This is a genomic window from Kitasatospora sp. NPDC096077, assembly GCF_040303245.1.
Lineage (GTDB): Bacteria > Actinomycetota > Actinomycetes > Streptomycetales > Streptomycetaceae > Kitasatospora.
In genome coordinates, this window is record NZ_JBEOSV010000020.1 from 47,190 (window position 1) to 72,025 (window position 24,836).

At 74.3% G+C, this 24,836-nt stretch carries 26 protein-coding genes; 13 read left to right on the forward strand and 13 right to left on the reverse strand.

Annotation, left to right across the window (positions count from 1 at the left end; translation table 11 throughout):
* The first annotated feature begins 390 nt into the window (after positions 1-390).
* The 3 genes from ABTZ03_RS19075 (at position 391) to ABTZ03_RS19085 (ending at position 3,372) form a co-directional block, all read left to right on the forward strand.
* Positions 391-1,464 carry a HesA/MoeB/ThiF family protein gene (locus ABTZ03_RS19075; protein WP_350514166.1) on the forward strand — a complete coding sequence of 358 codons (1,074 nt, stop codon included), beginning with the start codon at positions 391-393 and terminating at the stop codon, positions 1,462-1,464.
* Positions 1,457-2,695, forward strand: a complete 1,239-nt coding sequence (locus ABTZ03_RS19080) for a hypothetical protein (protein WP_350514167.1) — start codon at positions 1,457-1,459, stop codon at positions 2,693-2,695. The genes ABTZ03_RS19075 and ABTZ03_RS19080 overlap by 8 nt, the downstream gene beginning before the upstream one ends.
* Before the next feature lie 77 nt (positions 2,696-2,772).
* The gene (locus ABTZ03_RS19085) at positions 2,773-3,372 is read left to right on the forward strand and encodes a hypothetical protein (protein ID WP_350514168.1); all 600 of its coding nucleotides are present in this window, start codon (positions 2,773-2,775) and stop codon (positions 3,370-3,372) included.
* A gap of 1 nt (position 3,373) precedes the next feature.
* On the opposite strand, the gene ABTZ03_RS19090 is transcribed toward ABTZ03_RS19085, so the two are convergent.
* Both ABTZ03_RS19090 and ABTZ03_RS19095 read right to left on the reverse strand, forming a co-directional pair.
* A complete protein-coding gene (locus ABTZ03_RS19090) occupies positions 3,374-4,414 on the reverse strand; it encodes a TolB family protein (RefSeq protein ID WP_350514169.1) in 1,041 nt (346 codons plus the stop codon).
* Positions 4,415-4,593: 179 nt separating this feature from the next.
* Positions 4,594-5,064: a nuclear transport factor 2 family protein gene (locus ABTZ03_RS19095; RefSeq protein ID WP_350514170.1), complete on the reverse strand. Its 471-nt coding sequence runs from the start codon at positions 5,062-5,064 to the stop codon at positions 4,594-4,596.
* Between the two features lie 117 nt (positions 5,065-5,181).
* Here ABTZ03_RS19095 and ABTZ03_RS19100 point away from each other — a divergent pair, with 117 nt between their 5' ends.
* Entirely contained in the window at positions 5,182-5,760 is a 579-nt protein-coding gene (locus tag ABTZ03_RS19100; protein WP_350514171.1) for a TetR/AcrR family transcriptional regulator, read from the forward strand.
* 55 nt (positions 5,761-5,815) lie between these two features.
* Here ABTZ03_RS19100 and ABTZ03_RS19105 read toward each other — a convergent pair whose 3' ends face one another.
* Positions 5,816-6,715: a chitosanase gene (locus ABTZ03_RS19105; RefSeq protein WP_350514172.1), complete on the reverse strand. Its 900-nt coding sequence runs from the start codon at positions 6,713-6,715 to the stop codon at positions 5,816-5,818.
* Positions 6,716-7,141: 426 nt separating this feature from the next.
* Between ABTZ03_RS19105 and ABTZ03_RS19110 the strand changes: the two genes are divergently transcribed.
* The gene (locus ABTZ03_RS19110) at positions 7,142-7,984 is read left to right on the forward strand and encodes an HAD family hydrolase (protein ID WP_350514173.1); all 843 of its coding nucleotides are present in this window, start codon (positions 7,142-7,144) and stop codon (positions 7,982-7,984) included.
* 61 nt (positions 7,985-8,045) lie between these two features.
* Here the strand turns inward: ABTZ03_RS19110 and ABTZ03_RS19115 are convergent, their stop codons facing one another.
* Positions 8,046-9,245, reverse strand: a complete 1,200-nt coding sequence (locus ABTZ03_RS19115; protein WP_350514174.1) for an alginate lyase family protein — start codon at positions 9,243-9,245, stop codon at positions 8,046-8,048.
* A 170-nt stretch (positions 9,246-9,415) separates the two neighbouring features.
* Here ABTZ03_RS19115 and ABTZ03_RS19120 point away from each other — a divergent pair, with 170 nt between their 5' ends.
* Positions 9,416-9,559, forward strand: coding sequence for a hypothetical protein (locus tag ABTZ03_RS19120; RefSeq protein ID WP_350514175.1), 144 nt, complete (start codon positions 9,416-9,418; stop codon positions 9,557-9,559).
* The gene (locus tag ABTZ03_RS19125) at positions 9,549-9,731 is read left to right on the forward strand and encodes a hypothetical protein (protein WP_350514176.1); all 183 of its coding nucleotides are present in this window, start codon (positions 9,549-9,551) and stop codon (positions 9,729-9,731) included. The genes ABTZ03_RS19120 and ABTZ03_RS19125 overlap by 11 nt, the downstream gene beginning before the upstream one ends.
* 7 nt (positions 9,732-9,738) lie before the next feature.
* Here ABTZ03_RS19125 and ABTZ03_RS19130 read toward each other — a convergent pair whose 3' ends face one another.
* On the reverse strand, positions 9,739-11,037 hold the full coding sequence (locus tag ABTZ03_RS19130) for a DUF5685 family protein (protein WP_350514177.1): 1,299 nt from the start codon (positions 11,035-11,037) through the stop codon (positions 9,739-9,741).
* Positions 11,038-11,219: 182 nt separating this feature from the next.
* On the opposite strand from ABTZ03_RS19130, the gene ABTZ03_RS19135 reads away from it, so the two are divergent.
* The 3 genes from ABTZ03_RS19135 (at position 11,220) to ABTZ03_RS19145 (ending at position 14,176) form a co-directional block, all read left to right on the forward strand.
* Positions 11,220-11,783 (forward strand): helix-turn-helix domain-containing protein, encoded by a 564-nt coding sequence (locus tag ABTZ03_RS19135; RefSeq protein WP_350514178.1) that lies wholly within the window; start codon positions 11,220-11,222, stop codon positions 11,781-11,783.
* A 104-nt stretch (positions 11,784-11,887) separates the two neighbouring features.
* Positions 11,888-13,372: an MFS transporter gene (locus ABTZ03_RS19140; RefSeq protein ID WP_350514179.1), complete on the forward strand. Its 1,485-nt coding sequence runs from the start codon at positions 11,888-11,890 to the stop codon at positions 13,370-13,372.
* A gap of 117 nt (positions 13,373-13,489) precedes the next feature.
* Positions 13,490-14,176, forward strand: a complete 687-nt coding sequence (locus ABTZ03_RS19145) for an alpha/beta fold hydrolase (RefSeq protein WP_350514180.1) — start codon at positions 13,490-13,492, stop codon at positions 14,174-14,176.
* Between the two features lie 37 nt (positions 14,177-14,213).
* On the opposite strand, the gene ABTZ03_RS19150 is transcribed toward ABTZ03_RS19145, so the two are convergent.
* Positions 14,214-14,834, reverse strand: coding sequence for a putative DNA-mimic protein (locus ABTZ03_RS19150; RefSeq protein ID WP_350514181.1), 621 nt, complete (start codon positions 14,832-14,834; stop codon positions 14,214-14,216).
* 36 nt (positions 14,835-14,870) lie between these two features.
* Positions 14,871-16,310, reverse strand: coding sequence for a DUF2252 domain-containing protein (locus tag ABTZ03_RS19155; RefSeq protein ID WP_350514182.1), 1,440 nt, complete (start codon positions 16,308-16,310; stop codon positions 14,871-14,873).
* 159 nt (positions 16,311-16,469) lie between these two features.
* Here ABTZ03_RS19155 and ABTZ03_RS19160 point away from each other — a divergent pair, with 159 nt between their 5' ends.
* Positions 16,470-16,883: a ribosomal maturation YjgA family protein gene (locus ABTZ03_RS19160; protein WP_350514183.1), complete on the forward strand. Its 414-nt coding sequence runs from the start codon at positions 16,470-16,472 to the stop codon at positions 16,881-16,883.
* A gap of 65 nt (positions 16,884-16,948) precedes the next feature.
* Here ABTZ03_RS19160 and ABTZ03_RS19165 read toward each other — a convergent pair whose 3' ends face one another.
* Positions 16,949-17,749 (reverse strand): SGNH/GDSL hydrolase family protein, encoded by an 801-nt coding sequence (locus tag ABTZ03_RS19165; RefSeq protein WP_350514184.1) that lies wholly within the window; start codon positions 17,747-17,749, stop codon positions 16,949-16,951.
* Between the two features lie 229 nt (positions 17,750-17,978).
* Here ABTZ03_RS19165 and ABTZ03_RS19170 point away from each other — a divergent pair, with 229 nt between their 5' ends.
* Positions 17,979-18,866, forward strand: coding sequence for an MBL fold metallo-hydrolase (locus ABTZ03_RS19170; RefSeq protein ID WP_350514185.1), 888 nt, complete (start codon positions 17,979-17,981; stop codon positions 18,864-18,866).
* 195 nt (positions 18,867-19,061) lie between these two features.
* Positions 19,062-19,886 carry a dimethylargininase gene (ddaH, locus tag ABTZ03_RS19175; protein ID WP_350514186.1) on the forward strand — a complete coding sequence of 275 codons (825 nt, stop codon included), beginning with the start codon at positions 19,062-19,064 and terminating at the stop codon, positions 19,884-19,886.
* A 51-nt stretch (positions 19,887-19,937) separates the two neighbouring features.
* Here the strand turns inward: ddaH and ABTZ03_RS19180 are convergent, their stop codons facing one another.
* From ABTZ03_RS19180 to ABTZ03_RS19200, 5 genes are all read right to left on the reverse strand, one after another.
* Complete coding sequence (locus ABTZ03_RS19180; RefSeq protein ID WP_350514187.1) at positions 19,938-20,591, reverse strand: LutC/YkgG family protein; 654 nt, start codon at positions 20,589-20,591, stop codon at positions 19,938-19,940.
* Positions 20,588-21,982 (reverse strand): lactate utilization protein B, encoded by a 1,395-nt coding sequence (locus tag ABTZ03_RS19185; protein WP_350514251.1) that lies wholly within the window; start codon positions 21,980-21,982, stop codon positions 20,588-20,590. Before ABTZ03_RS19185 ends, ABTZ03_RS19180 begins: the two co-directional genes overlap by 4 nt.
* A gap of 20 nt (positions 21,983-22,002) precedes the next feature.
* The gene (locus tag ABTZ03_RS19190) at positions 22,003-22,764 is read right to left on the reverse strand and encodes a (Fe-S)-binding protein (protein ID WP_350514188.1); all 762 of its coding nucleotides are present in this window, start codon (positions 22,762-22,764) and stop codon (positions 22,003-22,005) included.
* Positions 22,765-22,925: 161 nt separating this feature from the next.
* Entirely contained in the window at positions 22,926-24,107 is a 1,182-nt protein-coding gene (locus ABTZ03_RS19195) for a globin domain-containing protein (protein WP_350514189.1), read from the reverse strand.
* A gap of 74 nt (positions 24,108-24,181) precedes the next feature.
* A complete protein-coding gene (locus ABTZ03_RS19200) occupies positions 24,182-24,625 on the reverse strand; it encodes an RrF2 family transcriptional regulator (RefSeq protein WP_350514190.1) in 444 nt (147 codons plus the stop codon).
* Between the last annotated feature and the right edge of the window lie 211 nt (positions 24,626-24,836).

The following is a 24,836-nucleotide window of genomic DNA, read 5'->3' on the forward strand; positions in this document are numbered from 1 at the left end:
GCCGGCGAGTAGGGGGACCGCTGAGGATGGTGGACACAGCCCCGCCGGGCCCGACCCGGCAGGTCTGACGGGCCACTTCGGTCCGGCACGTGACTCACCCCAAGGAGACGATCATGCAGAACGACATCACCGAGCTCGACGTCCAGGTCCAGGTCGAGGACGAGGTCGCCGCCATCGAGATCCGCATGCTCGACCGGATCGAGACCATCGGCCTCAAGTCCGCCCAGGGCTGAGCTTCGACACCCAGCGGTACCCGGTGCCGGCGGGGGCTTCCCCCGCCGGCACCTCCGCGTCACCGCCGACCGTCCGCGCCGCCGCCGACCGTCCGAGCACCGCCGCCCCCTGCGCCCGCACCGCCCGTCCACCGAACTCCCGGGGAGAGCCGCCCTGATGAGACTGCCACAGGTCAAGTTCGACCACCTGCCCTACCGCACCGAGGACGGCTCGGTGCGGATCGGCGGCGAGCTCTACGGCCTCGGGGCCGAGATCCGCGACCCGCACGGCTGGGTCTGGACGGCCCTCGGCCTGCTCGACGGCACCCGCGGCATGGAGCGGATCGTCGCCGAACTGTGCGCCGAACACCGCACGTTGACGCCCGCCGAGGCGGCCCGACTGGTCCGCGGACTGATCGGCACCGGCTACGTCGAGGACGCGGCCGGCACCGGTACCGACCTGCTCAGCGCCGCCGAACAGGACCGGTACGCCAGGAACCAGGCCTTCTTCCGCCGGACCGACCTCCGGCCCCGGGAGAACCAGTGGGACGCCCAACTGAAGCTCAAGGCCGCGAGCGTGCTGGTGCTCGGCGTCGGCGGCACCGGCAGCCACGCCGCCTGGGCGCTCGCCGCGGCCGGGGTCGGCCGGCTGCACTGCGTCGACCCGGACCGGGTCGAGGTCTCCAACCTGACCCGTCAGGTCCTGTACACCGAGGCCGACCTCGGCCGCCCCAAGGCGGAGGTCGCCGCCGAGCGGCTGCGCGCCGTCAACTCCGGCATCGAGGTCACCCACGACCTCCGCACGGTGGACGGTCGGGCCGCGCTCGCCGACCTGGTCACCGGCCACGACGCCCTCGCCCTGTGCGCGGACGAGCCGGACAGCGAGACCATCCGGGGCTGGGCCTCCGAGGTCTGCGCCGAGACCGGCGTCCCCTGGGTCGGCGGCGGCTACAACGGCCCGTTCGTCTCCGTGGGCACCTTCACCCGGGAGGGTCCCTGCTTCCAGTGCGTCGCCGCCGGCGAGGAGGCCAAGCTGTCGGCCGGACCGCCGCCCAGACTCGGCGGCGAGGGCGTGCTCTCGGCCTCCGCCGGGATCTCCGGCAACCTCGTCGCCTACGAGGTGATCGCCCTGCTCACCGGGACCTCCCGACTGGCCCCGGGCTACATGCGGACGGTCAACCTGATCGCCCCGGACGACCAGCCGCTGGTCCGCCACGAGCGCCGGCCCGACTGCCCAAACTGCCGTGACTGAGGCGGTCCGGGACGACGCCCGGGTGGTCTTCCACCCGCTCGGCATGCGCGAGGACGCCGGGGAGTGGATCGTCGGCCGGGCCGACACCGGCGACTTCGTGGCGCTGCCGTCCGAGGGCGTCCAGGCGATCCGCCTGCTCCGGTCCGGGCTGACGGTGGCCGAGACGGCCGCGCGGATCCGCCGGGACACCGGACGCCGGCTGGCGGTCGCCTCCTTCGTGACCTCCCTGACGGCGCTGGGCTTCGTCCGCTCGGTGGACGGCCGTGCGGTGGACTCCGCCCCGCCGGTGCGGTCCAGCCTGCCGTGGATCCGCACCGAGCACGTCCGCTGGCTGCTCAGCCCGGTCGTCCCGGTGCTCCTGCTCGCGGTCGCGGCGGCGGCCGCCGTGGTGCTGGCCGTGCGGCCGGAACTGCGGCCGAGCTGGCACGACCTGGTCTGGAGCGACCGCGGCACCTTCGTGCTCGCCGGACAGGCCGCGCTCACCTGGGCACTGCTCTACGTCCACGAGCTGTCCCATCTGCTGACCGCCCGCGCGGCCGGGGTGCCGGGGACGATCCGGCTGGGCACCCGGCTGCAGTTCCTGGTGATGCAGACCGACGTCTCCGGCATCTGGCAGTGCACCCGGCGGGTGCGCTGCACGGTCTACCTCTCCGGCATGGTCCTGGACCTCGCGACCGCGGGCGGCTGTGTGCTGATCCAGGCCGGCACCGGCCCGAACCGGCTGCTGTCCCTGCTCGCGCTCAGCAAACTGCTCGCGGTGGCCGTCGAGTTGATGGTCTTCATGCGGACCGACGTCTACTTCCTGCTCCAGGACCTGCTCTCCTGCCGCAACCTCTACCGGGACGCGGGGGCCTACTGCCGCCACCTCGCGGCCCGCTGTCTGGGCCGGCCCGGCCCCGACCCGCTGGCCGCCCTGCGGCCGAGGGAGCGGCGCATCGTGCGCGGGTACGCGGTGCTGATGGTGCTGGGCACCCTCGGCTCGCTGCTGCTCGGCTACCTGGTCTTCGCCGAGGTGACCCTGGTGCTCCTCACCCGGGCCCTGCACACCCTCGGCGGTCCGGCCGACCCGCTCTCCCTCGCCGACGCGGTCGCCACGGTCGTCGCCCTGGTCGCCACCCAGGGCCTGTGGGTGCGGGCCTGGTGGCGCCGGCACGGCCCGAAGGTCCGGCCCGCGCTGCGGTCCCTGCTCCGGCATTCCGGGACGGCGGCGAGCCCCGGAGCCGAGCGGTAGCGCCGCCCGCCGTCCGTCGCCCGTTGTCGTGATCCGGCGCTCGACCGGGAGGGCGCCCGACTGGTATCGATAGGGGCGTGCGATTCGAACTGGTGCCGATGCCGGACGAGGTGGGGGAACGCCCCCGGGATGAGCGCGGCTACCCGGTGCCGGCGATCACCCCCTGGCAGGACGGGCAGCCGCAGTTCGCGCTGACCGACCACGGGCGCAGCGCCGACTGCGCGTTGGAGCGCAAGTGCTCGGTGTGCGGGGGGTTCATGCCGCGCGGCCCGGTGTGGCGGGTGGTCGGGCCGTCCGAGAGCGCCGCGATGGCGGAGGCGCTGGCGGCGGGGCGCCCGTACCGCAACGGTGCCCCGACCCTGGAGGGGCCGGGGCACCGCGCCTGCATGCTCTACGCCGCGATGGTGTGCCCGTACCTGGCCCGGCCCAACGCGCGCCGGAAGGTGACCGCCGCCGAGGCGCCGGACGGGCTGACCGCCGCCGCCGTCCGTGGCGCGGCGCGCGGCGGGACGGGGGCGGTGGTCGGGTTCGGCGACTACGAGTACGCGGTCACCGGGACCCGGGTGCTGTTCCGCTTCCTCGACCTGGTCGAGTTCCTGCCGCACGAGTCGGCGGACGAGCACCTCGCCGAGCTGCGTGCCGAGTTGGCCCGGGCGGCCGGAGCGGAGCAGCCGTGACTCACGGCCGGTAGGAGGGCAGGCCCTTGATGGTGGAGACCTGGGTCGGTGCCGCCGAGCCGTCGGCCGGCACGGTGCTGACGCCGTCCGGGGTGCGGGCCGCGAGGGTCTTGCCGTCGGGGGACCAGGCCGGCTCGGTGTAGTCCGTGGTGGCCGAGGGGGTGAGGTCCTTCTCGGCCTTCTGGGTGTAGTCGGTGGACCGGCTGAACAGGTGGTCGTGGCCGTTCACCGAGCGGACGAAGACGATGTGGTCGCCGTCCGGGGACAGGGCCGGCTGGGAGCCCTTGCCGATGTCGTGGGTGTTCGGGCGGATGTAGTCGTCGTAGACGTACACCTCGTTCGCCGGGGTGTTGGCGTAGGCGATGCTGCCCTGCCGGCCGCCCGCGTTGGCCCAGGTGTTGCCGGTCTTCGGCGGCTGCGGGATGCCGTTGTCGGTGCCGCCCTCGGAGCTGCTCGGGGTGATCACCTGCGGGGTGCCGCCCTTGGCCGGGATGCTCTCCAGCTGCAGCACGCCGCCCTTGCTGGAGGCGAACACGATGTTGTTGAAGCGCTCGGCGCCGCCGGGCACGCCGTCCCCGTTGAGCTCCTTGGTGGCGTGCTGCCAGGTCGGGTGGGACCAGGCGTCGCCGCTGGGGGCCTTGGCGAGGGTGGACTTGGCGCTGCCGTCCGGGTCGGCGGTGACCAGGTTGCCGTCGCCGTCGACGAAGACGACCTTCTTGCCGTCGGGGGACCAGGCGAGGTCGCGGACCACCGTGCCGAAGTCCACGGTGGCGCCGTTCATCGCGACGGTCTTGGTGCCCGTGCTGATGGTCAGGTGGTTGGCCGCGGAGGTGCCGTTGACCTCCTTGCCGCCCGGTGCGGGGCTGCCCGCGTGCGATCCGCCGCCCGGTGCCGCACTGCCCGGAGCCGCCGAGCCGGTCGCGCCGGGGGCGGCGGAGCCGGGGTCGCTGTTGTCGGGGCCGCAGGCGGACAGCAGGACCGCGCTCGCGGTCGTCATCAGAGCGATCGCGGCGGCGGTGCCGAATCGGTTGCGCACGGACATTTCCGGGTCCCCCTTGGATGGTGCTGACGTTCGCCGTCGTCGAGCTGCGACGGGTTCGGTGTGTTCGACAAGGAGGTTCCCAGTCCGAGGTCAGCGGTCGGTGCGCGCCGTGTCACAGCCGTGGAACAGCGCGGCCCGATGCGGCGTCAGTAGGCCTGCGCCGCACGGGCCGGGGCTGCTCAGAGCCCGAGTTCGGTGAGGCCCGGGTGGTCGTCGGGGCGGCGGCCGAGCGGCCAGTGCAGCAGCCGTTCCCCGGCGGTGATCGGCAGGTCGTTGATCGAGGCCAGCCGCCGGGCCATCAGCCCGTGCTCGTCGAACTCCCAGTTCTCGTTGCCGTACGCGCGGTGCCAGCCGCCGTGCTCGTCGTGCCACTCGTAGGCGAAGCGGACCGCGATCCGGTGGCCGTCGTACGCCCAGAGCTCCTTGATCAGGCGGTAGTCGAGCTCGCGCTGCCACTTGCGGGTGAGGAAGGCGGCGATCTGCTCCCGGCCGGTGAGGAACTCGGCGCGGTTGCGCCAGCGGCTGTCGGGTGTGTACGCGAGGGCGACGCGCTGCGGGTCGCGGGTGTTCCAGGCGTCCTCGGCGGCGCGGACCTTGCGGTGGGCGCTCTGCTCGGTGAACGGCGGGACGGGAGGGCGCTGTTCGGGCACGGGGCTACTCCTCGGGAACGGGCATTCCACGGGCGAGAACGATCGTTCTCGCTCTGGTTGGTACTCTAGGAGAACGAGCGTTCTCATGCAAAAAGACCCCGAGGAAGGGCGGAGCAGATGGAGCAACCGGACCCGCGGACCCGGATCCTCGACGCGGCCGAGGAGCTGTTCTACGGACAGGGCGTCCAGGCGGTCGGGATGGACGCCGTCCGGGCCGCCTCCGGGCTGACCCTGCGCCGCGTCTACCAGCACTTCCCGTCCAAGAACGAGCTGGTCGAGGCCTATCTGCTGCGCCGGGACGCGCGCTGGCGGGCGAGCCTGGCCGTGCACGTGGCGCGGGCCGGCGGCACGCCCCGGGACCAGCTGCTGTCGGTCTTCGACTGGCTCGGCCGGTGGTTCGCCGAGCCGGGCTTCCGCGGTTGCGCGTTCGTGAACTCCTTCGGCGAGCTGGGCGCCACCAGCCCGGCCGTGGCGGCCGCCGCCCGGCACCACAAGGAGGAGTTCGCCGGTTTCCTGGCCGGCCTGGTCGAGGCCGTCGGCGCCCCGCCCGCCACCGCCGGGCAGCTCGCCCTGCTCGCGGAGGGCGCGATCACCGTCGCGGCCGTGCACGGGGACCCGAGCGCCGCCGCGGACGCCCGGGCGGCGGCCGGGGTGCTGCTCGACGCCGCCGCCCCGGCGGCCCGAGGGGTCGGGTAGGGGCCGGGTGGGGGCCGGGGTCCGGGCCCACACTCCCGGACCCCGGGCGCGCGGCTCAGGCGATGGTGTAGCCGGAGCCGAAGGCGGTGATGGTGAACGGGCCGTCCAGGTCGTAGTTGCCGGCGGCGGCGATCCGGCGCAGGCACTCGACCCGGTCGACGGACTTGCGCCACTCGTCGGCCGTGGAGGAGTTGGCGGGGTTGTTCAGGTCGTCGATCCGGACGTCGAAGAAGGCGTCCAGCCAGGCGCGTTCACCGGCGGCCGAGGGCGATCCGACCTTGGCGACGGTCCGGCCGATCAGTGCGGGCAGGGCGTCGTACTCGCCGCCGTTGCCGTGCTGGATGGAGGCGTCGTAGAGCTCGGCGCGGGCCAGGGCGGTGCCGAGGCCGAGCCGGTCGGCCTGGTCCATGGCCGGGGTGAAGTAGCGCCGGTCGACCTGGTCGTCCTGGACCTGCCGGAAGACCGGGTCCTGGGCGGCCTGCTTCCAGGCGGCGATGTAGTCGGCCTCGGGCAGGCCGCTGGTGTCGCCGCTGCCGGACGCGGCCAGGCGTTCCAGCTCGGGGACGAAGCGGGCGAGCGGGTTGTCGGGGGAGACGGCGGTGTACGCGCGGACCACCTTGAGGGCGTCGCCGTCGTTGGTGGTGAACCCGGCCCGGCCGGCGGTGACGCCGCGGCCGTCGTTGATGTTCTCCGCATAGCCGTACTGGATCTCGGTCGTGCTGTTCTCGAAGACGCTGACCAACTGGTCGGCCCGGCGGCGCTGGTCGGGGGTGAGGCCGCCGGCGGTGACCCGCGTGCCGGCCGTAGCGGTCGCGCCGGTCGTGCCGGTAGCGGTGGCGACGGTGGTCGGGCCGTCCGCCGTCGCCTGCGCCGCGTCGGCGGCGCAGGCGGTGCCGGTGGTCAGGGCGACCGTCGCGAGGGCGACGGCGAGCCGGTGGCTCCGGGAAACTCGCATGGGGTGCTCCGATCTCCGGGGGTGCGACCGCCGGAGGCAGTGGGGGTGGCGCGGCCCGCTGGTCAGGGCGGCACCGTGGGGGGAAGGGCGCGAGCTCGCGGCAGCAGAGTAGGGGCCGGAGCGAGCGGTGGTCCATAAGGTAAGGAAACTTTCCTAATAAAATTGCGTAAGGATCCGCACGGCCCCGGCGGCGGCCTGCGGTCGTCGCCGAGCGGGCCGGGCCGGTGATACCGTCCGACCGTCTGGCGGCCGGGCGCCCCGGCCGTCGCCGGTCCCGGTCCACGGACTCCTGCACCGCCGCACCGCCGCCCTCCGCGGTCCGCACGCACCTCACCCGTCCAGGGAACCGCACTCCCCGCTGTCCGGGGCGGTCGGGCGCGCACCCGGGGGACCCGACCGAACCCGACCAGCAGAGAGCCCCCTCCGATGAGCATCCCTGCCGCTCCCCGTTCCACCGTCACCCCGCTGCGCCGGCCGCCCCGGTTGGTGGCCACCGACCTCGACGGAACGATCGTGCGCGGCGACGGCACCGTCTCCGCCCGCACCGTGGCCGCCTTCGCCCGGGTCGAACGGGCCGGCGGGCAGGTCGTCCTGGTCACCGGTCGACCACCGCGCCTGATGGGCGAGATCGCGGCGGCCTTCGGGCACCGGGGCACGGCGATCTGCTCCAACGGCGCCTTCGGCTACGACCTGCGCACCCGGACCGTGGTCGCCGAGCGGCCGATCCCGTCCGAGGTGCTCGCCGAGACCGCCCGGCGGCTGCGCACGGCCGCCCCGGGCATCGGGCTGGCGGTCGAGTACGCCCAGGAGCTGGCCGCGGACGCGCACTACGAGGCGGGTGCCTGGGACACCGACATCACCGTCGAACGCCTCGACGACGCGCGGCTGTTCGGTCGGCCGGCACCCAAACTGGTGGGTCGGCACCCGACGCTGTCGGCGGACGAGCTGCTGGCGCTGGTCCGCCCGGCGATCGGCGGGCTGGTCACCGTCTACCACGCCAACGGCGAGCGGCTGGTCGAGGCGGTGGCCCAGGGCGTGAGCAAGGCCGCCGCGCTCGGTGAACTGGCGCGGCGGCACGGGATAGCGCCGGAGCAGGCGGTGGCGTTCGGCGACATGCCCAACGACCTGCCGATGATGGCCTGGGCGGGCACCTCCTACGGCGTGGCCAACGCCCACCCCGAGGTGCTGGCGGCGGTGGACCACGTGATCGGCGGCAATGACGAGGACGGGGTGGCGGAGGTCCTGGAGCGACTGTTCCCGGCGGGCTGAGGCGTGGGTGCGGCGGGCGGGGCTCCCAGGGCCCCGCCCGCCGCGTCCGGGGCGCCCGGGATCAGGGCGCGTCGGTGTGGGTGAGGGTCTCCCAGCCGATGAAGTAGTTCGCCCCGAACGGGCTGTGCGCGGCCACGTACTGCTCGGTCTGCGGCATCGGGATGCCCTCGCGCAGGTGGTACTCGTTGTACGCGAGTTGTACGGCCGGGCCCAGGCCGGTGTTCACCGAACCCTCGCACAGCCAGTCCGGCGCGTCCGCGCCGTTGTCGTAGGCGGTGTGGAACTCCAGTGCCTTGACCAGGCGTTCGCGGCCCTCGCTCCACAGGTCGAGGCCCTGCAGCCGGGCCGTCTCGGCGGTCTGGGCGGCGGCCTCCAGGCCCCAGCCGGTGTGGCCGAAGTCCCGGCAGGTCTCCTGGGCCAGCCCGTCCGCGAAGCTGGACTGGCCGTTCCAGTACTTGACCAGCGCGGACCGGCCCTGGATCCCGGAGTTCGCCGGCGCCACCGGCAGGTCGCCGTCGGAGGAGAGGTAGACGTACGCGGGCAGGCGGTGCCGCCAGAGCTCGGTGGCCCGGTCGAACAGCCCGTGGTCGTCCAGGAACACCGCGATGCCCATCAGGGCGTCGGTCTCGATCAGCTCCCAGTTGCCGTTCTTGCGCGGGCTGCCGGGGGCCAGCTCCGGCACGTAGGCGGTGCGCAGCATGGTGGCGAAGCGGTCGATCGAGTCCGCCGACCAGCCGGCGCCGGTGTAGCGGATCAGCTCGGCGGCGCGGGCCCAGTTGTTGCCGGACCAGCCGGTCTGCAGCTGGGCGTTGGTGTTGGTGTGCTCCTGGATCACGCCGGACCAGGCGTCCATGATGGCGATCGCCTTGTCGGCGTACCGCTGGTCGCCGGTGAGCGCCCACTGCAGGGCGTGCGCGTAGGCGGCCATCGAGTCGTCGCGCTCGTCCGAGCAGCCGTTGTTGGGGTGCGAGCTGGAGCCGCACTCGACGGTGGCGCGCGGCTTGGGCTGCCAGTCGAGCGAGGCGTACTTGCTGGCCTTCAGGTCGGCGAAGGCGGCGGTCCAGGGCTCCGCTCCGTCGGCCAACTTGCTCTTGACGAAGGCGAGTTGCTGCGATCCGACCAGCACGCCGGGGTGCTGGAAGGCGGCTGCGGCGGGCCTGGCGGCGGGCTCGGCGGCGTCGGCGGGGGCGGCGGCGAGCGGCAGCAGGAGGGCGGCGAGCGCGGCCCCGGTGACGAGTGTCCTGACGGTGGTGCGACCCATGGGGAAGTCGTCCTCTCGATGCGGGGGAGGAGCCGGGGAGGTCGTACTCAGGTGTCGGCGACTATTAGGAAAGCTTCCTGACGAGTGCGAGTCGCATTGAACCACCAACCGGTGGCCGTGCCAAGGCCTCGTTTATTGCCTGTTGATCACCGCCGCCTAGCGTCGCCCCCATGAACGAGAGGACGGCCGAGCGGCCGGGGACGGCGCCCGAGGGGCGGATCACGGAGCAGGACACCGAGCGGTTCCGGCAGTTGCTGGCCGGGCTGGAGAGCTCGCTGGCGGCGGACCGGGAGGTGGCGGGGCGTGAGGCCTGAGCAGGCCGTCGAGCCGTGCCCGGTGGTGGTGCCGCTCTGGCGAAGAGCCGAGCAGGTCGCGGACGCGGACCGGCCCGGGGTGCTGCGGGGGCACCCCGGGCTGGTGGCGTTCGATCAGCCGGCGCTCACGCCGGAGCAGATCCGGCAGGCCGTCGGTTCGACCGTGATCTGACGATCCGTCAGCAGTCGCAGCCGCAGTCGCACCCGTCGCAACCGCAGTTGTCGCAGCCGCACTTGCTGCAGCAGTCACAGCAGTTGCAGCAGTCGCCGCAGCCGGGATCGCAGTCGCAGCAGTCGCAGCAGTCGTGCCGCTCGCAGAAGCCCTTGCGGCGCTCCCGGCTGAACGGGTCGTTGTGCTCGCAGCAGAGCAACTGGCAGGTGCAGGCCATCAGCGCCCACACCGCGCACCCGGCGAGCAGGTTGCGCGGGTGCGGCGGCTTGCCGCCGGGCGGCGGGCCGAAGCCGGGCCCCTGGGGCACCCACGGGGGTACCGGCGCCTGGTTCGGGTCCTGGCCGGGGTACGGGCCGCCGGGGTAGCCGGGCGGGACCTGGCGCGGCGGCGCGTCCTGCGGGTGCTCCGCGCCCCCGGCCCCGCCGGTGCGGCAGTTCGCCGCGTGTCCGGTCCGGCCGAAGACCCGGTCCACCGCGCTCTGGGTCTCGTGCCCGAGCAGCACGTGCACCAGTGACCGGTCGGACAGTTCCACCTCGCGCAGCGCGAGCCGGATGCCGTGCACCGCGTCCCGGCACAGCCGTTCGGCCTCGGCGCGGTCGGTGCCGGTGGCGGTGAGCGGGTTCCAGGCGCCCGAGGCGGCGTCGGCGGTCTGGTCCTCGGCCGCGTCCAGGAGGTGGGCGAGTCGGCCGAACAGCCGTCCGGCCTCGGCCAGCGGGGCGGCGTTGCCGGGGCGGCCGGCGATCACGGCGGTGTGCGCGAAGGCGGCCGAGGTGGCGGTCTCGGTGGGCTCGGTGACCAGCAGCACGGAGCTGCCGGGCAGCAGTGATCGCTCCAACTCGCCCTGGCGGGAGGCGGCGTCGAGCAGCACGGCGGTGTCGAAGCCGACCGTGGAGGCGCTGCCGGCGCTCTGCCGGTCCCAGCGCCGGGTCACCGCGCGGGCCCCGGCGGCGACCGGGCGGCGGGCGAAGACGCCGTCCCGGTCCTCGACGTGGTCGCGGATCTTCACCGAGGCGAGCGCCAGCGAGACGGCCGCCGCCAGCCGGGCGCCCTCACCCTTGGCGACCGAGGCGGTCCGCATCCCGCGCAGCGGGCACGGCCCGGCGGTGCGGCGCCAGGAGGAGTCCTCCCGGGCGGCCTGGGCCTCGACCAGGACGGAGATGATCAGGCCGTCGTAGTTGGTGGCGGTCCGGGCCAGCTGCCCGTGGTCGTCCCGCAGGGCGAGGCAGAGCCCGCACAGGTGCGCCATCCAGGAGGCCTGGAGGCGCTCGGACAGCTTGTGCCTGCACGGTCTGATGATGCCGAACACGATCGTGGTCCCCCCGTTGCGCGAATGGCCGCTGACCGGCCGCTTTGTCGGCGCACATCATATGATCACCGGTTTGGTCGAACGTCGGCGTCGGCCGGTTCGAGGCCGAGCCGCCGTCAGACCTTCACCAGGTCCGCCAGAACCCGGAACGGTGATCTCACATCCGGGATAGCATCACGAATATGGGAATCGACACCGCCGCCGACGAGCGGCTGGCACAACGGCTCGCCGAGTTGCGGGTCGAACGCGGCTGGACCCTGGAGGAGTTGGCACAACGCGCCGACGTCAGCCGGTCCACCCTGTCCCGGGTCGAGCGGGCCGAGGTCAGCCCGACCGCCGCACTGCTCGGGCGGCTCTGCGCCGTCTACGGGCGGACGATGTCCCGGCTGCTCGCCGAGGTGGAGTCCGGCCCGGCCCGGCTGGTCCGGGCCGAGGAGCAGCAGCTCTGGCAGGACGGGGCGACCGGCTTCGTCCGCCGCTCGATCTCCCCGCCGCACGGCTCGCTGCACGCCGAGATCATCGAGGGCCGGCTCCCCGCCGGGGCCGACATCGCCTACGACCGCCCCTGCCTGCCCGGCCTGGAACACCACCTCTGGCTGTTCGAAGGGCGGTTGGAGCTGACCCTGGACGGCGAGCCGCACCTGCTCGGCCCCGGCGACTGCCTGCGCTACGGCTCCGGCACCAGCCGCTTCCGCAGCCTGGGCCCGGGCGAGGCCCGCTACGCCCTCGTGGTGGTCGAGCCGTGAGCGCCGCCGACGGACCGGGCGGGCCGATACCGGAGCCCGGCCCGCTGCCGGAGCCGAACCCGAACCCGAATCCGACACCGAATCCGACACCGGAGCCGATGCCGGTGGCGGACCCGATCCCCGAGACGAACCCGTCCCGGCGGAAGGAGCGCTTCGACGCCGCCGGGCGCCGCGTCCTGCTGGTCTGCGTCGCGGGCGGCTTCACCACCCTGCTCGACCAGTCCGTCCTCAACACCTCCGTCCCCGCCCTGCGCGAGAGCCTGCACGCCCACCCCGCCCACCTGCAGTGGATCGTGGCCGGCTACTCGCTCGCCTTCGGCCTCGCGCTGATCCCCGGCGGGCGGCTCGGCGACGTCAAGGGCCGCAAGTGGTTCTTCGTCACCGGCCTCGCCCTGTTCACCCTGGTCAGCCTGGTCTCCGCGACCGCCACCGACCCGACCGTGCTGATCGCCGCCCGGCTGCTCCAGGGCGCCGGCGCCGGCCTGGTCAACTCCCAGATGATCGGCACCCTCCAGGACGTCTTCGACGGCCAGCTGCGCGCCCGCGCCCTCGGCATGTACGCCGTCACCGGCAGCCTGGCCTTCGCCCTCGGCCCGCCGATCGGCGGACTGGTGCTGGCGGCGGCCGGCCCCGAACTCGGCTGGCGGATCACCTTCCTGCTCAACGTCCCGTTCGGCCTGGCCACCCTCGCCCTCGCCGTGCGCCACCTGCCCAAGCCCCGCCCGGCCACCCGGCAGACCGATCTCGACCTGCTCGGCCTGCTGCTGGTCGGCGCCCTCACCCTCGTCCTGATGCTGCCCTTCGTCCAACCGCCCGGCTGGGCCGGCTGGTCGGCCTTCGCGGCCGGCGCACTGGCGCTGCTCGGCGCGCTCGTCCACTGGCAGCGCCGCTACGCCCGCAGCGGCGGACACCCGCTGATCCATCCCGCGCTCACCCGCTCCGCGCCGTACGCGCTGGGCACGGCCACCGCGATGGCCCAGTTCGGCTCCTCGCTGGCCGCCTCGCTCGTCCTCACCATGTTCCTCCAGGACGGGCTGGGCCTGTCCCCGATGGGTGCCGCGCTGGTCTCGCTGCCCTCGGCGCTGGCCATGGGGGCCTCCTCCGCGCTCGCCTGGCGGGTGGTGCAACGGATCGGCCGACGCACCGTCACCCTCGGGATGGTCGGCTCGACGCTGGCCATGCTGCTCAGCGGACTGGTCGCGCACTGGGCGCCGGTCGCGGTGCTGCCCTGGCTGCTCGCCCTGCTCCAACTGCTCAGCGGTGCCTCGGTCGGCCTGATGGGCTCCACCAACCAGGCCTATGTGCTGCGCCACGCGCCCGCCGAGGCGGCCGGGGTCAGCGGCGCGATCCTGCAGATGGCCCAGCGGATCGCGGCGGCCGTCGCGGTCTCCGCGCTGTCCGGGGTCTACCTGCGGGAGACGGCCGGGGGTGGCGGCCACCGCTCCGCCTACCTGGCGGCCAGCCTGGTCTGCGCGGCGGTGGCCGGACTCGCCGTCCTGGCCTCGGTGTTCGCCGGCCGGGCGACCGCCCGCGAGCGGAGCCCCGCCGAGCCGGTCGCGGTGAGCCGGGGCCGTACGGCCGTCCGCTGAGTCCCGGCTCCGGCGGTGGCGGCGGGCGTGCGTGCGGGCGTGCGGGCGTGCGGGCGGGCGCGTGCCGAGGGCGAACATGTGCCTGGTGACGGCAGGTCGGCGCGTACGGTGGCGGGCATGACGACAGTACGGACGGTGCAGTTGCCCGAGGTCACGCTCGCCTACCGCGAGAGCGGCCGCCCCGACGGCCCGCCGCTGGTGCTGCTGCACGCCCTCGGCGAGCGCGCCGCCGACTGGGACGTGGTGCTGCCCGACCTCGCCCCCGACCACCACGTGTACGCGCTCGACCTGCGCGGCCACGGCGACAGCGGCCGCACCGCCGAGTACGGCCTGGAGCGGATGCGCGGGGACGTGCTCGCCTTCCTCGACGCGCTCGGCCTGGCCCGGGTCGACCTGGTCGGCCACTCGATGGGCGGCGCCGTCGCCCACCTGCTCGCCCAGGCCGCCCCGGAGCGGGTCGACCGGCTCGTCCTGGAGGAGATCCCGGCGCTGTACCCGCGCCCGGCCAGCGTGCCGCCCGAGGGGGCGGAGGAGCCGGCGCACTTCGACTGGGCGATGGTCCGGGCCCTCAAGGCGCAGTTCGACGACCCCGACCCGGCCTGGCGGGAGGGCCTGACCCGGATCACCGCCCGCACCCTGGCCGTCGCGGGCGGGGCCGCCAGCTACGTCCCGCAGGAGCGGATCGCCGAACTCGCCCGGCTGATCCCGGACTGCCGCCTGGTCACCATCGAGGCCGGGCACCTGGTGCACAGTTCCCGGCCGGCCGAGTACGTGGCCGCCGTGGCGCCGTTCCTGGCGGTCTGACCGGGCGGCCGTCCGACCGGGCGGCGGCCCGGCGCCGTCAGCCGAAGACGATCGCCCGCCCGGTGGCCAGGCTGGCCCGGCAGGCCAGGTACAGCCGGTGCCAGGTGAAGACCTCGGCCTCGAACGGGTCGTCCTCCGGCAGCGCGGCCAGCCGGGCCTCCTCCGCCGGGGCGAGCGAGCCGTCCGCCTCCAGCCGGATCCCGAGGGCGGCGGCGAACCCCTGGAGCTCGGCGAGCAGGCCGGCCGTGGAACCCACCATGGCGCCGCCGGGCACCCCGGACTCCTGGGGCAGGAACAGCGGGTCCTCGTCCTCGAAGTCCGCCGGTATGTAGTAGCCCTCGCAGTCGGAGTGGCAGAGCAGGTGCGAGTCGAACATCACCGTCTCGTCGTCGACCAGCTCCCGCTCCTCCTCGTACTGCTCCGGGCTGACCCCGCGCGCCGCGGTGACCGGCTCGCCCACCCGGTGCAGCACGTACACCCGGCGCAGCCCGGACAGGTAGCTGTACGGGAAGCCGGCCGAGAAGGCCTCGCCCTCCCCGGCCGGCCGGGCCGGCTCCCGCCAGGCCACCCCCTCGGCCTCCAGCGCCCGGTGCAGCACCTCGGCCGCGCCCCGCCACTCGGGGGTACTGAGCGCCCCCACACTGATCGACAGTCCCATGGTCGCCAATCTAGCGGCGCGGTACGACAGTTCCGCTCAGACCCCCGGTTCGGCGGGCAGCCGCCCGCTGCGCACCGCCGTCAGCAGCTCGGCGTGGTCGGCCTCGGTGCGGTCCGCGTAGCCGACGGCGAAGGCGGCGACGGCCTCGTCCAGGGCCTCGCTCTTGCCGCAGTACCCGGCCAGCAGGCCCGGGTCGGCGGTGTGGGCGTGCGCCCGGGCGAGCAGCGCGCCGGTGATCCGGGCGTAGTCGTCCAGCTGGGCCGGCAGCAGCGCGGCCGGGTCCACGCTGCCCTTGCGGTTGCGGAACTGCCGTACCTGGTAGGGCAGTCCGTCGACGGTCGTCCAGCCGAGCAGGGTGTCGCTGACCACCTGCATGTGCTTCTGGCCGAGCACCACCCGGCGGCCCTCGTGCTCCTCCGGCCGCCGCCCGGCGCCGTCCAGGTACGGCAGCAGCGCGGACGGCCGGGCCTCCTTCACCTGCAGCACCAGCGGCTGGTCCCGGTGGTCGGTGAGCAGTACGACGTACGAGCGGGTGCCGACGCTGCCCGTGCCGACCACCCGGAAGGCCACGTCCTGCACCCGGTAGCGGGACAGCAGGGTGCGCACCTCGGCGGGGACCGTCGCCACGTACGGGCCGAGCGCCTCGGCCACCGCCCGGGCGGTGGCGTCGGTGACCTCGGTGAGCACCGGCGGAGCCGCCGTGAACCGCCGGCCGCCGTCCGCGGTCCGGGTGGTGCTGCGGGCGGCGAACCGGGCACTGGTGTTGCCGAGCGCCTTCGTCTCGACCTTCCGCAGCACCTCGGCGAGGTCGTGCGCCTCGGTGAAGGACACCAACTGCTCGTCCGCGACGGCGTTCCAGGCGTCCAGGGCGGGCAGCTTGGCCAGGGTGCGGATGGTCCGGCGGTAGGAGCCGGCCGCGTGCTGGGCGGCCGCCCGGGCGGTGGTCTCGCTCGCCCCGGTCTCCCGCCCGGCCAGCACCAGACTGGTGGCGAGCCGCTTGAGGTCCCACTCCCAGGGGCCGGGCACCGTCTCGTCGAAGTCGTTGATGTCCATGACCAGTTGGCCGCGGGCGTCGCCGTACAGGCCGAAGTTGGCGGCGTGCGCGTCGCCGCACAGCTGCGCGCTGACGCCGGTCACCGGGGTGCCCGCGAGGTCGGCGGCCATCAGCCCGGCCGAGCCGCGCAGGAAGGCGAACGGGGTGGCGGCCATCCGGCCCACCCGGATCGGCACCAGGCCGGGGATCCGGCCCGCGTTGGACGCCTCCAGGGCAGCCACCGCGGTCGGCCGGTCGGCCGCGGGCGCGAACTCCGCGTGCCGCTCCCGGGGGACCCGCAGGCGCAGCGCCTTGCCCTGTTCGCGGGCCCGCTGCGCCCGGCCGTCCGGCCCGGTCGCGAATCCGGGGACGGCGAACTGCCGCCGCGCCGCGCTGGTCCCCGCCCCTGCTCCCTGGTCCGCCCCTGCTGCCTGGTCCGTCACTGCTGCTTGGTCCGCCACTGTCGCCCACCCGCTCGCCTTGCTCGAACTCCCGCCCGTGACCTGCACGGATGGCTCATCAGGGGGAGTGACGTCCGGCGTCGCGCGGTGGTTCCTGGGCGGGTGTGCGGATCCGCGGGGCCGGGCCGTAGCCTGGGCCGGATGAGGGATCTTCGAAGCGGACTGGTCGCGCGGTGGCCCGCGGCCGCGGCCGCCGTGCTGACCGTGGCGGTCGGGTTGGGGGTGCGGGCCGTGCTGCCCGGCGACCCGGCCAAGTACGCCGGCGACGCGCTGTACACCGTCCTGGTGTACGCCCTGGTGGTGACGGTCGCGCCGGAGGTGCGGCCGAGCCGGGCCGCCCTGGTGGCCGCCGGGCTGAGCTGGCTGGTGGAGCTGTTCCAGGCCACCGGACTGCCGGACGAATGGGGGCGGCACAGCGGGCTGGTGCACCTGGTGCTCGGTTCGACCTTCAACCCGCCGGACCTCGCCTGGTACCTGGTCGGCGCGGCCGTTGCCGCCCTGGTGCACCGGGCGCTGCGGACCGGTCGGTCGGCAGCACCCGGTGTGGCACGGTGACGGGCCCTCAGGCTCCGCCGACCTGACGTTCCATCAGAAACTGATGATCCGTCAGGATCATTCCGTCAGGAACCGGCGGAGCGGCAGAGCGGCAGCAGCTCCGGCCGCTTGGCCTCGACGTGGTCGCCCGAGGACTCCCCGCGCAGGCGACGGCCGACCCAGGGGATCAGGAACTCCCGCGCCCACTGGAGGTTCTCCCGCCGCTGGTCGGCGGGGGAGAGCTCCCGGCCGGTCGGCCACGGGGCCTCCGGGTCCTCCTGGGTGCGCAGGCCCAGCGAGCGGGCGGCCAGCAGGGCGACCCGCTGGTGCCCCTCGGGGGACAGGTGCAGCCGGTCCTCGCTCCAGGCCCGGCGGTCCTGGACCGCGCGCAGCGACCACAGGTCGGCCACCTTGCAGTCGTAGCGGTCGGCGACCGCCCGCATGTGGTTGTTGTAGGTGGCGATCTTGCCGCGCAGGTGCTTGAGCAGCGGCACCTCGCGGGTGTCGAAGCCGGTGCAGATCAGCACCGTCCCGGCGTTCTCGGCGAGTTGGGCGACGGCGGCCTCGAAGCGCCCGGCCACCTCGTCCGGGTCGCTGCCGGGGCGCAGGATGTCGTTGCCGCCGGCGCAGAAGGTGACCAGGTCGGGCTGGAGCCGACGGACCTGCGGCACCTGCTCGGCCACGATCTGGTCCAGCAGCCGTCCGCGCACCGCCAGGTTGGCGTAGCGGAACCCGCCCGGCGGCCGCCCGTCGGCGAGCAGACCGGCCAGGCGGTCGGCCCAGCCGGCGAAGGCGCCGTCGGCACCGGGGTCGTTCAGGCCCTCGGTGAAGCTGTCCCCGAGGGCGGCGTACGAACTGAGGTCAAGGGTCTCCTGGAGGTTCGGCATGAAGGAGATAGTTCACCCATTCAAGTGACCTACGCCACCGTAGGTGCCCCTGGCGGCACGTGAGATCGGCCACGTACGCTGCTCGGCCCCGCCGACCCGCTCCGCGCAGAGCGCCGTGCCCCGGAAACCACAAGGGCCGCGCCCCCTTCCCCTTTTCGCCCCGCCCGGACGATCCTCGAAGGACGGCGCCCCGCTCCGGCCGCCCTTCTTCCTGGGGGACACACCGACCATGAACCTGCCCGAAACCGAGAGCTGGACCGTCGACGACCGCTGCACCAACTGCGACGTCGCCCGGCAGCTCGCGCCCGAGCTGATCCGCGAGCGCGACCGCAAGTCCGAGCTGATCCGCCAGCCGCGCGACGAGGCCGAGCGGCGGCAGCTGCTCGCCGCCGCCCACGCCTGCCCGACCCGCTCGATCCGCCCCGGCACCGGCCGGCTCGACCCGGCCGGCGATCCGTTCCCGCTCGCCCTGGACGAGGCCGACGAGGTGCTGCTGCTCGGCCACAACTCCCGGCGCACCGCGGGCGCCAACTCCTACCTCTGCCGCCGCCCCGCCGGCTGGGTGATGATCGACACGCCCCGCTACAGCGAGGCCCTGGCCGCCCGCTACCAGGCCCTCGGCCCGGTCACCGACGTGCTGCTCACCCACCGCGACCACGCGGCGCACGGCCGCGCCTACGCCGACCGGCTGGGTGCCCGGCTCTGGATCCACGAGGGCGACCTCGCCGCCGCGCCGGACGCCGACGAGGTGCTGCGCGGCACCGACCCGGTGGAGATCTCGCCCGGCCTGGTCGCCCACCCCTTCCCCGGCCACACCCTGGGCAGTGTGCTCTTCGTGGCCGACCACCGGTACTGCTTCAGCGGCGACAGCCTGTACTGGTCCCGCACCAGCCGGGACATCGAGGTGCAGGAGGCGGTCACCTGGTACTCCATCGAGGAGCAGTCCGCCTCGTTGGACCGCTGCCTGGACGCGCTGCGCTTCGAGTGGCTGCTGCCCGGCCACGGTGACAAGCAGCGGATGCCCGCCGAGGAGGCCGACCGCCGACTGCGGGCTCTCGCCGTCCGCGCCCGGGCCCTGCGCACCGAGCCGGTCGACTTCGCCGCCGTGCGCTGGTGAGCGGACGCTGTTGGTCCCGTGCGCCGGTGACCGCGCGCCGGTAGTGCCGTGCGCCGGGGCTCGCGCCGGGTGCGCGGGGGGTTGCGCCCGCCGGGGGCGCCCGCGCGGGTGTGCGAACGGGGGCAGCGGGGCAGCCGCCTCAGGTACGACCCGTACCAGCGCACCAACTCCCGGCGATCCGAGGACGGTTGAGCCATGCCCACGCACACCCCGGCACGTACGGCGCGCCCCCGGCGCTATCTGATGTGCCGGCCGACCTACTTCACGGTGGACTACGCGATCAATCCGTGGATGGACCCCACCCAGCCCACCGACACCGCGCTCGCCGTCCGCCAGTGGGAGCGGCTGCACCGCACCTACCGCCGTCTAGGCCACACCGTGGAGCTGATCGACCCGGTGCCCGGGCTGCCCGACATGGTCTACGCCGCCAACGGTGCGACCGTGCTGGACGGCCGGGCCCTGGTGGCGACCTTCCGCCACCCCGAGCGGGCCGCCGAGTCCGACGCCTACCAGTCCTGGTTCCGGCTGCACGGCTACCGCGCGGTGCGCCGCGCCGGGCACGTCAACGAGGGCGAGGGCGACCACCTGGTGGTCGGCCGCCGGGTGCTCGCCGGGACGGGTTTCCGCAGCTCACGGGCGGCGCACGCGGAGGCGCAGGAGCTGTTCGGGGTGCCGGTGACCACCCTGACCCTGGTCGACCCGCGCTTCTACCACCTGGACACCGCGCTCGCCGTCCTCGCCGACGACCACGTCATGTACTACCCGGAGGCCTTCGACGCCCACAGCCGTGCCGTGCTGCGCGCCCTCTACCCGGACGCGATCCTCGCCGACCGGGCCGACGCCGAGGTGTTCGGGCTCAACGCGGTCTCGGACGGCCGCCGGGTGCTGCTCCCGGAGGCGGCCAAGAACCTGGCGGGCCGGCTCGTCGAGCACGGCTACGAGCCGATCCCGGTGGACGTCTCCGAACTGCTCAAGGGCGGCGGCGGGGCGAAGTGCTGCACCCTCGAACTCAGGCCGTGACCGCCGCGCGGCCCGGGCCTTCCGGCCGTGACCGCCGTGCGGCCGGGCCGGTCAGTCCGTGACCAGCAGCACCTCCAGGGTGCGCGGCCCGTGCACCCCCTCGACCCGGTCCAGCTCGATGTCGCTGGTCGCCGACGGCCCGGAGATCCAGGTCTGCGGCCGCGCCGGGTCGAGCCGGGGCAGTGCCAGCGGCACCGAGGCGACCACCTGTGCCGGTGCCCGGACCACGCACAGGTGGTGGTCCGGGACGAGCGACAGGAGCCGCCGCCCCTGACCGGGCCCGGCGTCCAGCACGATGGTCCCGGTCTCGGCGATCGCCAGCGCGCAGCCGGTGAGCACGCTGTCCACGGCGTCCAGCCGGTCGGCGGTGAGGCCCCCGTCGTCCGGCACCGGCGTCACGCCGGGGGCCGCGGCGAGCCAGCCGGCCGGCAGTCCGGCCGGCACGGCGACCGTACGGCTGCCCCGGTCGGCCAGCAACCGGCCGATCCGGTCCGGGAGTTCCGCCTCGGTGCAGCGGTGCACCAGGGCCCGGTAGTCGGCCAGGTTGTGCTGCAGCAGGTCCAGCAGCGCCGCCGGATCGTCGACCGGGGCGTGCGCGGTCGCGTACCGGCGTTCGAGCGGCTGTTCCGCCACCCCGGCGGTGTCGCCGAGCGCGGCCCGGATCCGGCCGAGGATCAACTCCCGTGCGTTCGCAGGTGGGTTCACGTCCGGTTCCTCCGCCACCAGTCGCGGAACGGCTCGGCCGGCACCTCGGGCAGGTCCCGGCTGTCGGTCCAGGCCCGCCCGGGCCCGGGCAGCCGGCGCGGGTGCAGTGCCCGGGTGCGCCCGGCCAGCCGTTCGGCGGCCGCCAGTGCCGCCGGGTGGTCCAGCAGGTACCCGGCGGCGGCCATCGCGGCCCGCTCCACCGGGTGCCCGCCCTGCTCGGCGACCCGTTCGCGCAGGTGCACCAGCACCTCCGGGATGTCGATCGCCACCGGGCACACCTCGTAGCAGGCCCCGCAGAGCGAGGAGGCGTACGGCAGCGAGGCGTCCACCGGGCCGGCCGTGCCACGCAGTTGGGGGGTCAGGATGGCGCCGATCGGGCCCGGGTAGACCGAGCCGTACGCGTGCCCGCCGGCCCGCTCGTACACCGGGCAGACGTTCAGGCAGGCCGAGCAGCGGATGCAGCGCAGCGCCTGGCGGCCGACCTGGTCGGCGAGGGCGGTGGTGCGTCCGTTGTCCAGCAGCACCAGGTGGAAGTCGGCGGGGCCGTCGCCCTCGGTCGTCCCGGTCCACAGCGAGGTGTACGGGTTCATCCGCTCGGCGGTGGAGGAGCGCGGGAGCAGCTGGAGGAAGACCTCCAGGTCCCGCCAGGTGGGCACCACCTTCTCGATGCCGACCACGGAGATCAGGGTGCGCGGCAGGGTGAGGCACATCCGGCCGTTGCCCTCGGACTCGACCACCACCAGGGTGCCGGTCTCGGCGACCATGAAGTTGGCCCCGGAGACGGCCACTCGGGCCCGGAGGAACTTCTCCCGCAGGTGCAGCCGGGCGGCCTCGGCGAGTTCGGCGGGGGAGTCGGTCAGGCCCTCGGGGGCGGGTCGGCCCCAGGCGGCCATCCGGTCGGCGAAGATCTCCCGGATCTCGGCGCGGTTGCGGTGGATCGCGGGCACCAGGATGTGCGAGGGCCGGTCGTCGCCCAACTGCACGATCAGCTCGGCGAGATCGGTCTCGTAGGCGGTGATGCCCTCGGTGGCCAGCGCCTCGTTCAGCCCGATCTCCTGGGTGGCCATCGACTTGACCTTGACGACTTCGGCCTCTCCGGTGGCCCGGACCAGCTCGGTGACGATCCGGTTGGCCTGGTCGGCGTCCGCCGCCCAGTGCACGGTGCCACCGGCCGCGGTGACGGCCTCCTCCAACTGCACCAGGTAGCGGTCCAGATGGCGCAGCGTGTGGTCCTTGATGGCCTTGCCCGCGGCCCGGAGCTCGGCCCAGTCGGGGAGTTCGGCGACCGCCCGGGCGCGCTTGTCCCGGATGGTGTGGGTGGCGTGCCGCAGGTTGGCGCGCAGCTGGTCGTCGGCGACCGCGCGGGCGGCGGCCGCCGGGAAGGCGGGCATGCCGAGGAAGGTGCCGGAACTCACGACGGCCTCCAGGGGTGCTCCTCGGTGCTGGCCAGGATCTCCGCGAGGTGCAGCGGCCGCAGCGGCTCGCCCCGGCGGCGCAGGGTGCCGCCGAGGTGTAGCAGGCAGGAGTTGTCGGCACCGCACAGGACCTGGGCGTCCGTGTCGAGGGCGTGGGCGAGCTTGTCCTCGGCCATCGCGGCCGACACCGCCGGGTTCTTGACGGCGAAGGTCCCGCCGAAGCCGCAGCACTCCTCCGCGCCCGGCAGCTCCACCAGCTCCAGGCCCCGGACGGCGCGCAGCAGGCGCAGCGGCCGCTCGCCGAGCCCGAGCAGCCGCAGTCCGTGGCAGGAGGGGTGGTAGGTGACCCGGTACGGGAAGTGCGCGCCGACGTCCTCGACGCCGAGCACGTCGACCAGGAACTCGGTCAGCTCGACCACCCGCGGGGCCAAGGCGAGCGCGGCATCGGTGAGTTCACCGCCCCGTCCCTCGGCGGCGGCCCGGGCGCCGATCCGCGGGTAGTTGTCCCGGACCATCGCCACGCAGGAGCCGGAGGGCGTCACCACGTGGTCGTACCCGGCGAAGGCCCGGGCGGTGCGCCGCACCAGCGGCTCGCAGGCCCGGCGGTAGCCGGTGTTGTACTGCGGCTGCCCGCAGCAGGTCTGTCCGGCGGGGAAGTCCACCGTCACCCCGAGGCGTTCCAGCAGTCGCACGGTGGCGATCGCGGTGGCGGGGAACAGCGCGTCGTTGACGCAGGTGGCGAACAGCGCGACCCGCAATCCGAACTCCTCACGTCGAACGGCGAACCTCGAACCCTCGAACCTCAAGCGGCGAAACGGCGAAACGGCACGGCGTCGACAGGTCGAGAACGGCGCCGGCCCGCCCGTGATCGTAGCGGGCGGACCGGCGCCGGTGAAGGAACCCGGACGGGTGGGGAGGGTCAGGCGCCGAGCCAGAGGTCCGGGCCGAACACCTCGTAGTGGATGTCCGCGGCCGGCACGCCCGCGGCGAGCAACTGGCCGCGCACGGCGCGCAGGAAGGGCAGCGGGCCGCACAGGTAGGCGGTGGTGCCGGCCGGGACCTCCACGGTGGACAGGTCGACCAGCCCGGTGTGCTCGGCCGGCCAGTCGCCGAGCGGCCGCTCGTAGAAGACGTGGGCGGTGGCGTCCGGGAGTTCGGCGGTCAGCCGCGCCAGGTCGGCACGGAAGGCGTGGCTGAGCTGGTCCCGGTCGCCGTGCACCGAGACGATCCGGCGGGTGGAGCCGGCGGCGGCCAGGTGGTCGAGCATCGCGGTCATCGGGGTGTTGCCGATGCCGGCCGAGGCGAGCAGCACCGGGCCGTCGCCCTCGGCGAGGACGATGTCGCCGAGCGGGGGCGCCAGTTCGACGGTGTCGCCGGTGCGCAGGCGGTCGTGCAGGTGGCCGGAGACCTCGCCGCCGGGCTCGCGCTTGACGCTGAAGCGCAGGGCGCCGTCGGCGCGGCCGGAGAGGCTGTACTGGCGGATCTGGTGGGCGCCGTCGGGGAGTTCGGTGCGCACCGAGACGTACTGGCCGGGGCGGGAGGCCGGGGCGGGGCGGCCGTCGGCCGGGCGGACCAGGTAGCTGGTGACGGTGTCGGTCTCCTGGTGGCGGGAGACCACGGTGTACGGGCGCCACAGGTCGGCCGGGTCGCCGTCGACCGCGACCTCGGCGCGCAGCCGGTCCTCGATCGCGATCAGGGCGTTGGCCATCAGCCAGTAGACCTCGTCCCAGGCGGCGGCGACCTCGGGGGTGACGGCCGCGCCGAGCACCTCGACGATGGCGGCGAACAGGTGCTCGTGGACGACCTTGTACTGCGCGTTGTCGATGCCGACCGAGACGTGCTTGTGGGCGATCCGGGCGAGCATCGCGTCCGGCCGCTGGTCGGGGTGGGCGATCAGGGCGGAGGCGAAGGCGGCTATCGAGCCGGCCAGGGCCTCGCGCTGGCTGCCGTTGGCCTGGTTGCCCCGGTTGAACAGGTCGCGCAGCAGCTCCGGGTGCGCGGCGAACAGCCGGTCGTAGAAGCGCGGGGTGATGTCACCGATCGCGGCGCCCACGACGGGCAGGGTGGCCTCGACGACCTCGGCGGACTTCGCGGACAGCATCAGAGGAGCTCCTAACTGGTATCTAAGATTCGTATTAAAGGCTGTGGTCGCCGACCGGCCCCCCGGGGGCGGGGTCAGTCGGCGGGTCGGCCGGTGAGGCTGAGCAGCACCGGCCCGGTGGGGGAGGCCACCAGGTCGTCGATGCAGAGCGGGTCGAGCGCGGCGAAGAACGCCTCCTGGGCGGTGCGCAGCACCCCGCGCAGTCGGCAGGCGGCGCGCAGCGGGCAGGGCGGGTCGTCCTCGCAGCCGACCACGTCGCCGACGCCCTCCAGCTCGCGCAGCAGCAGGCCGAGCGAGCCGGTCCGACCGGCGAAGGTGATCATCAGCCCGCCGCCGCGTCCGCGCCGGGCCTCCACCACCCCGAGGTGCTGCAGCCTGCTGACCACCTTCGCCGCGTGGGTGTACGGCACGCCGACCGACTCGGCCACCTCGCGGGTGGTCGGGTTCTCGCCCTCGCCGAGGACGGCGAGCCGCATGGCGATGCGCAGGGCGATGTCGGTGCTCTTGGTCAGCCTCACGATCGAAACGCTAGCGAATGCGACTCCACAACTCCAATTTCCTGCACGACCCCGACCGACGACCCCGACCGACGGCCCGGTGGTCGCTGCAGGGGTCGGCGTCGCATCCCGGTCGAATCTGAACAGTTGGCGACATTAACGATCAACTCCTGACGCATCATCAACACGCCCTCTACGCTTCGTGCGGCTCCGGAGCCACTCCCTTCACATC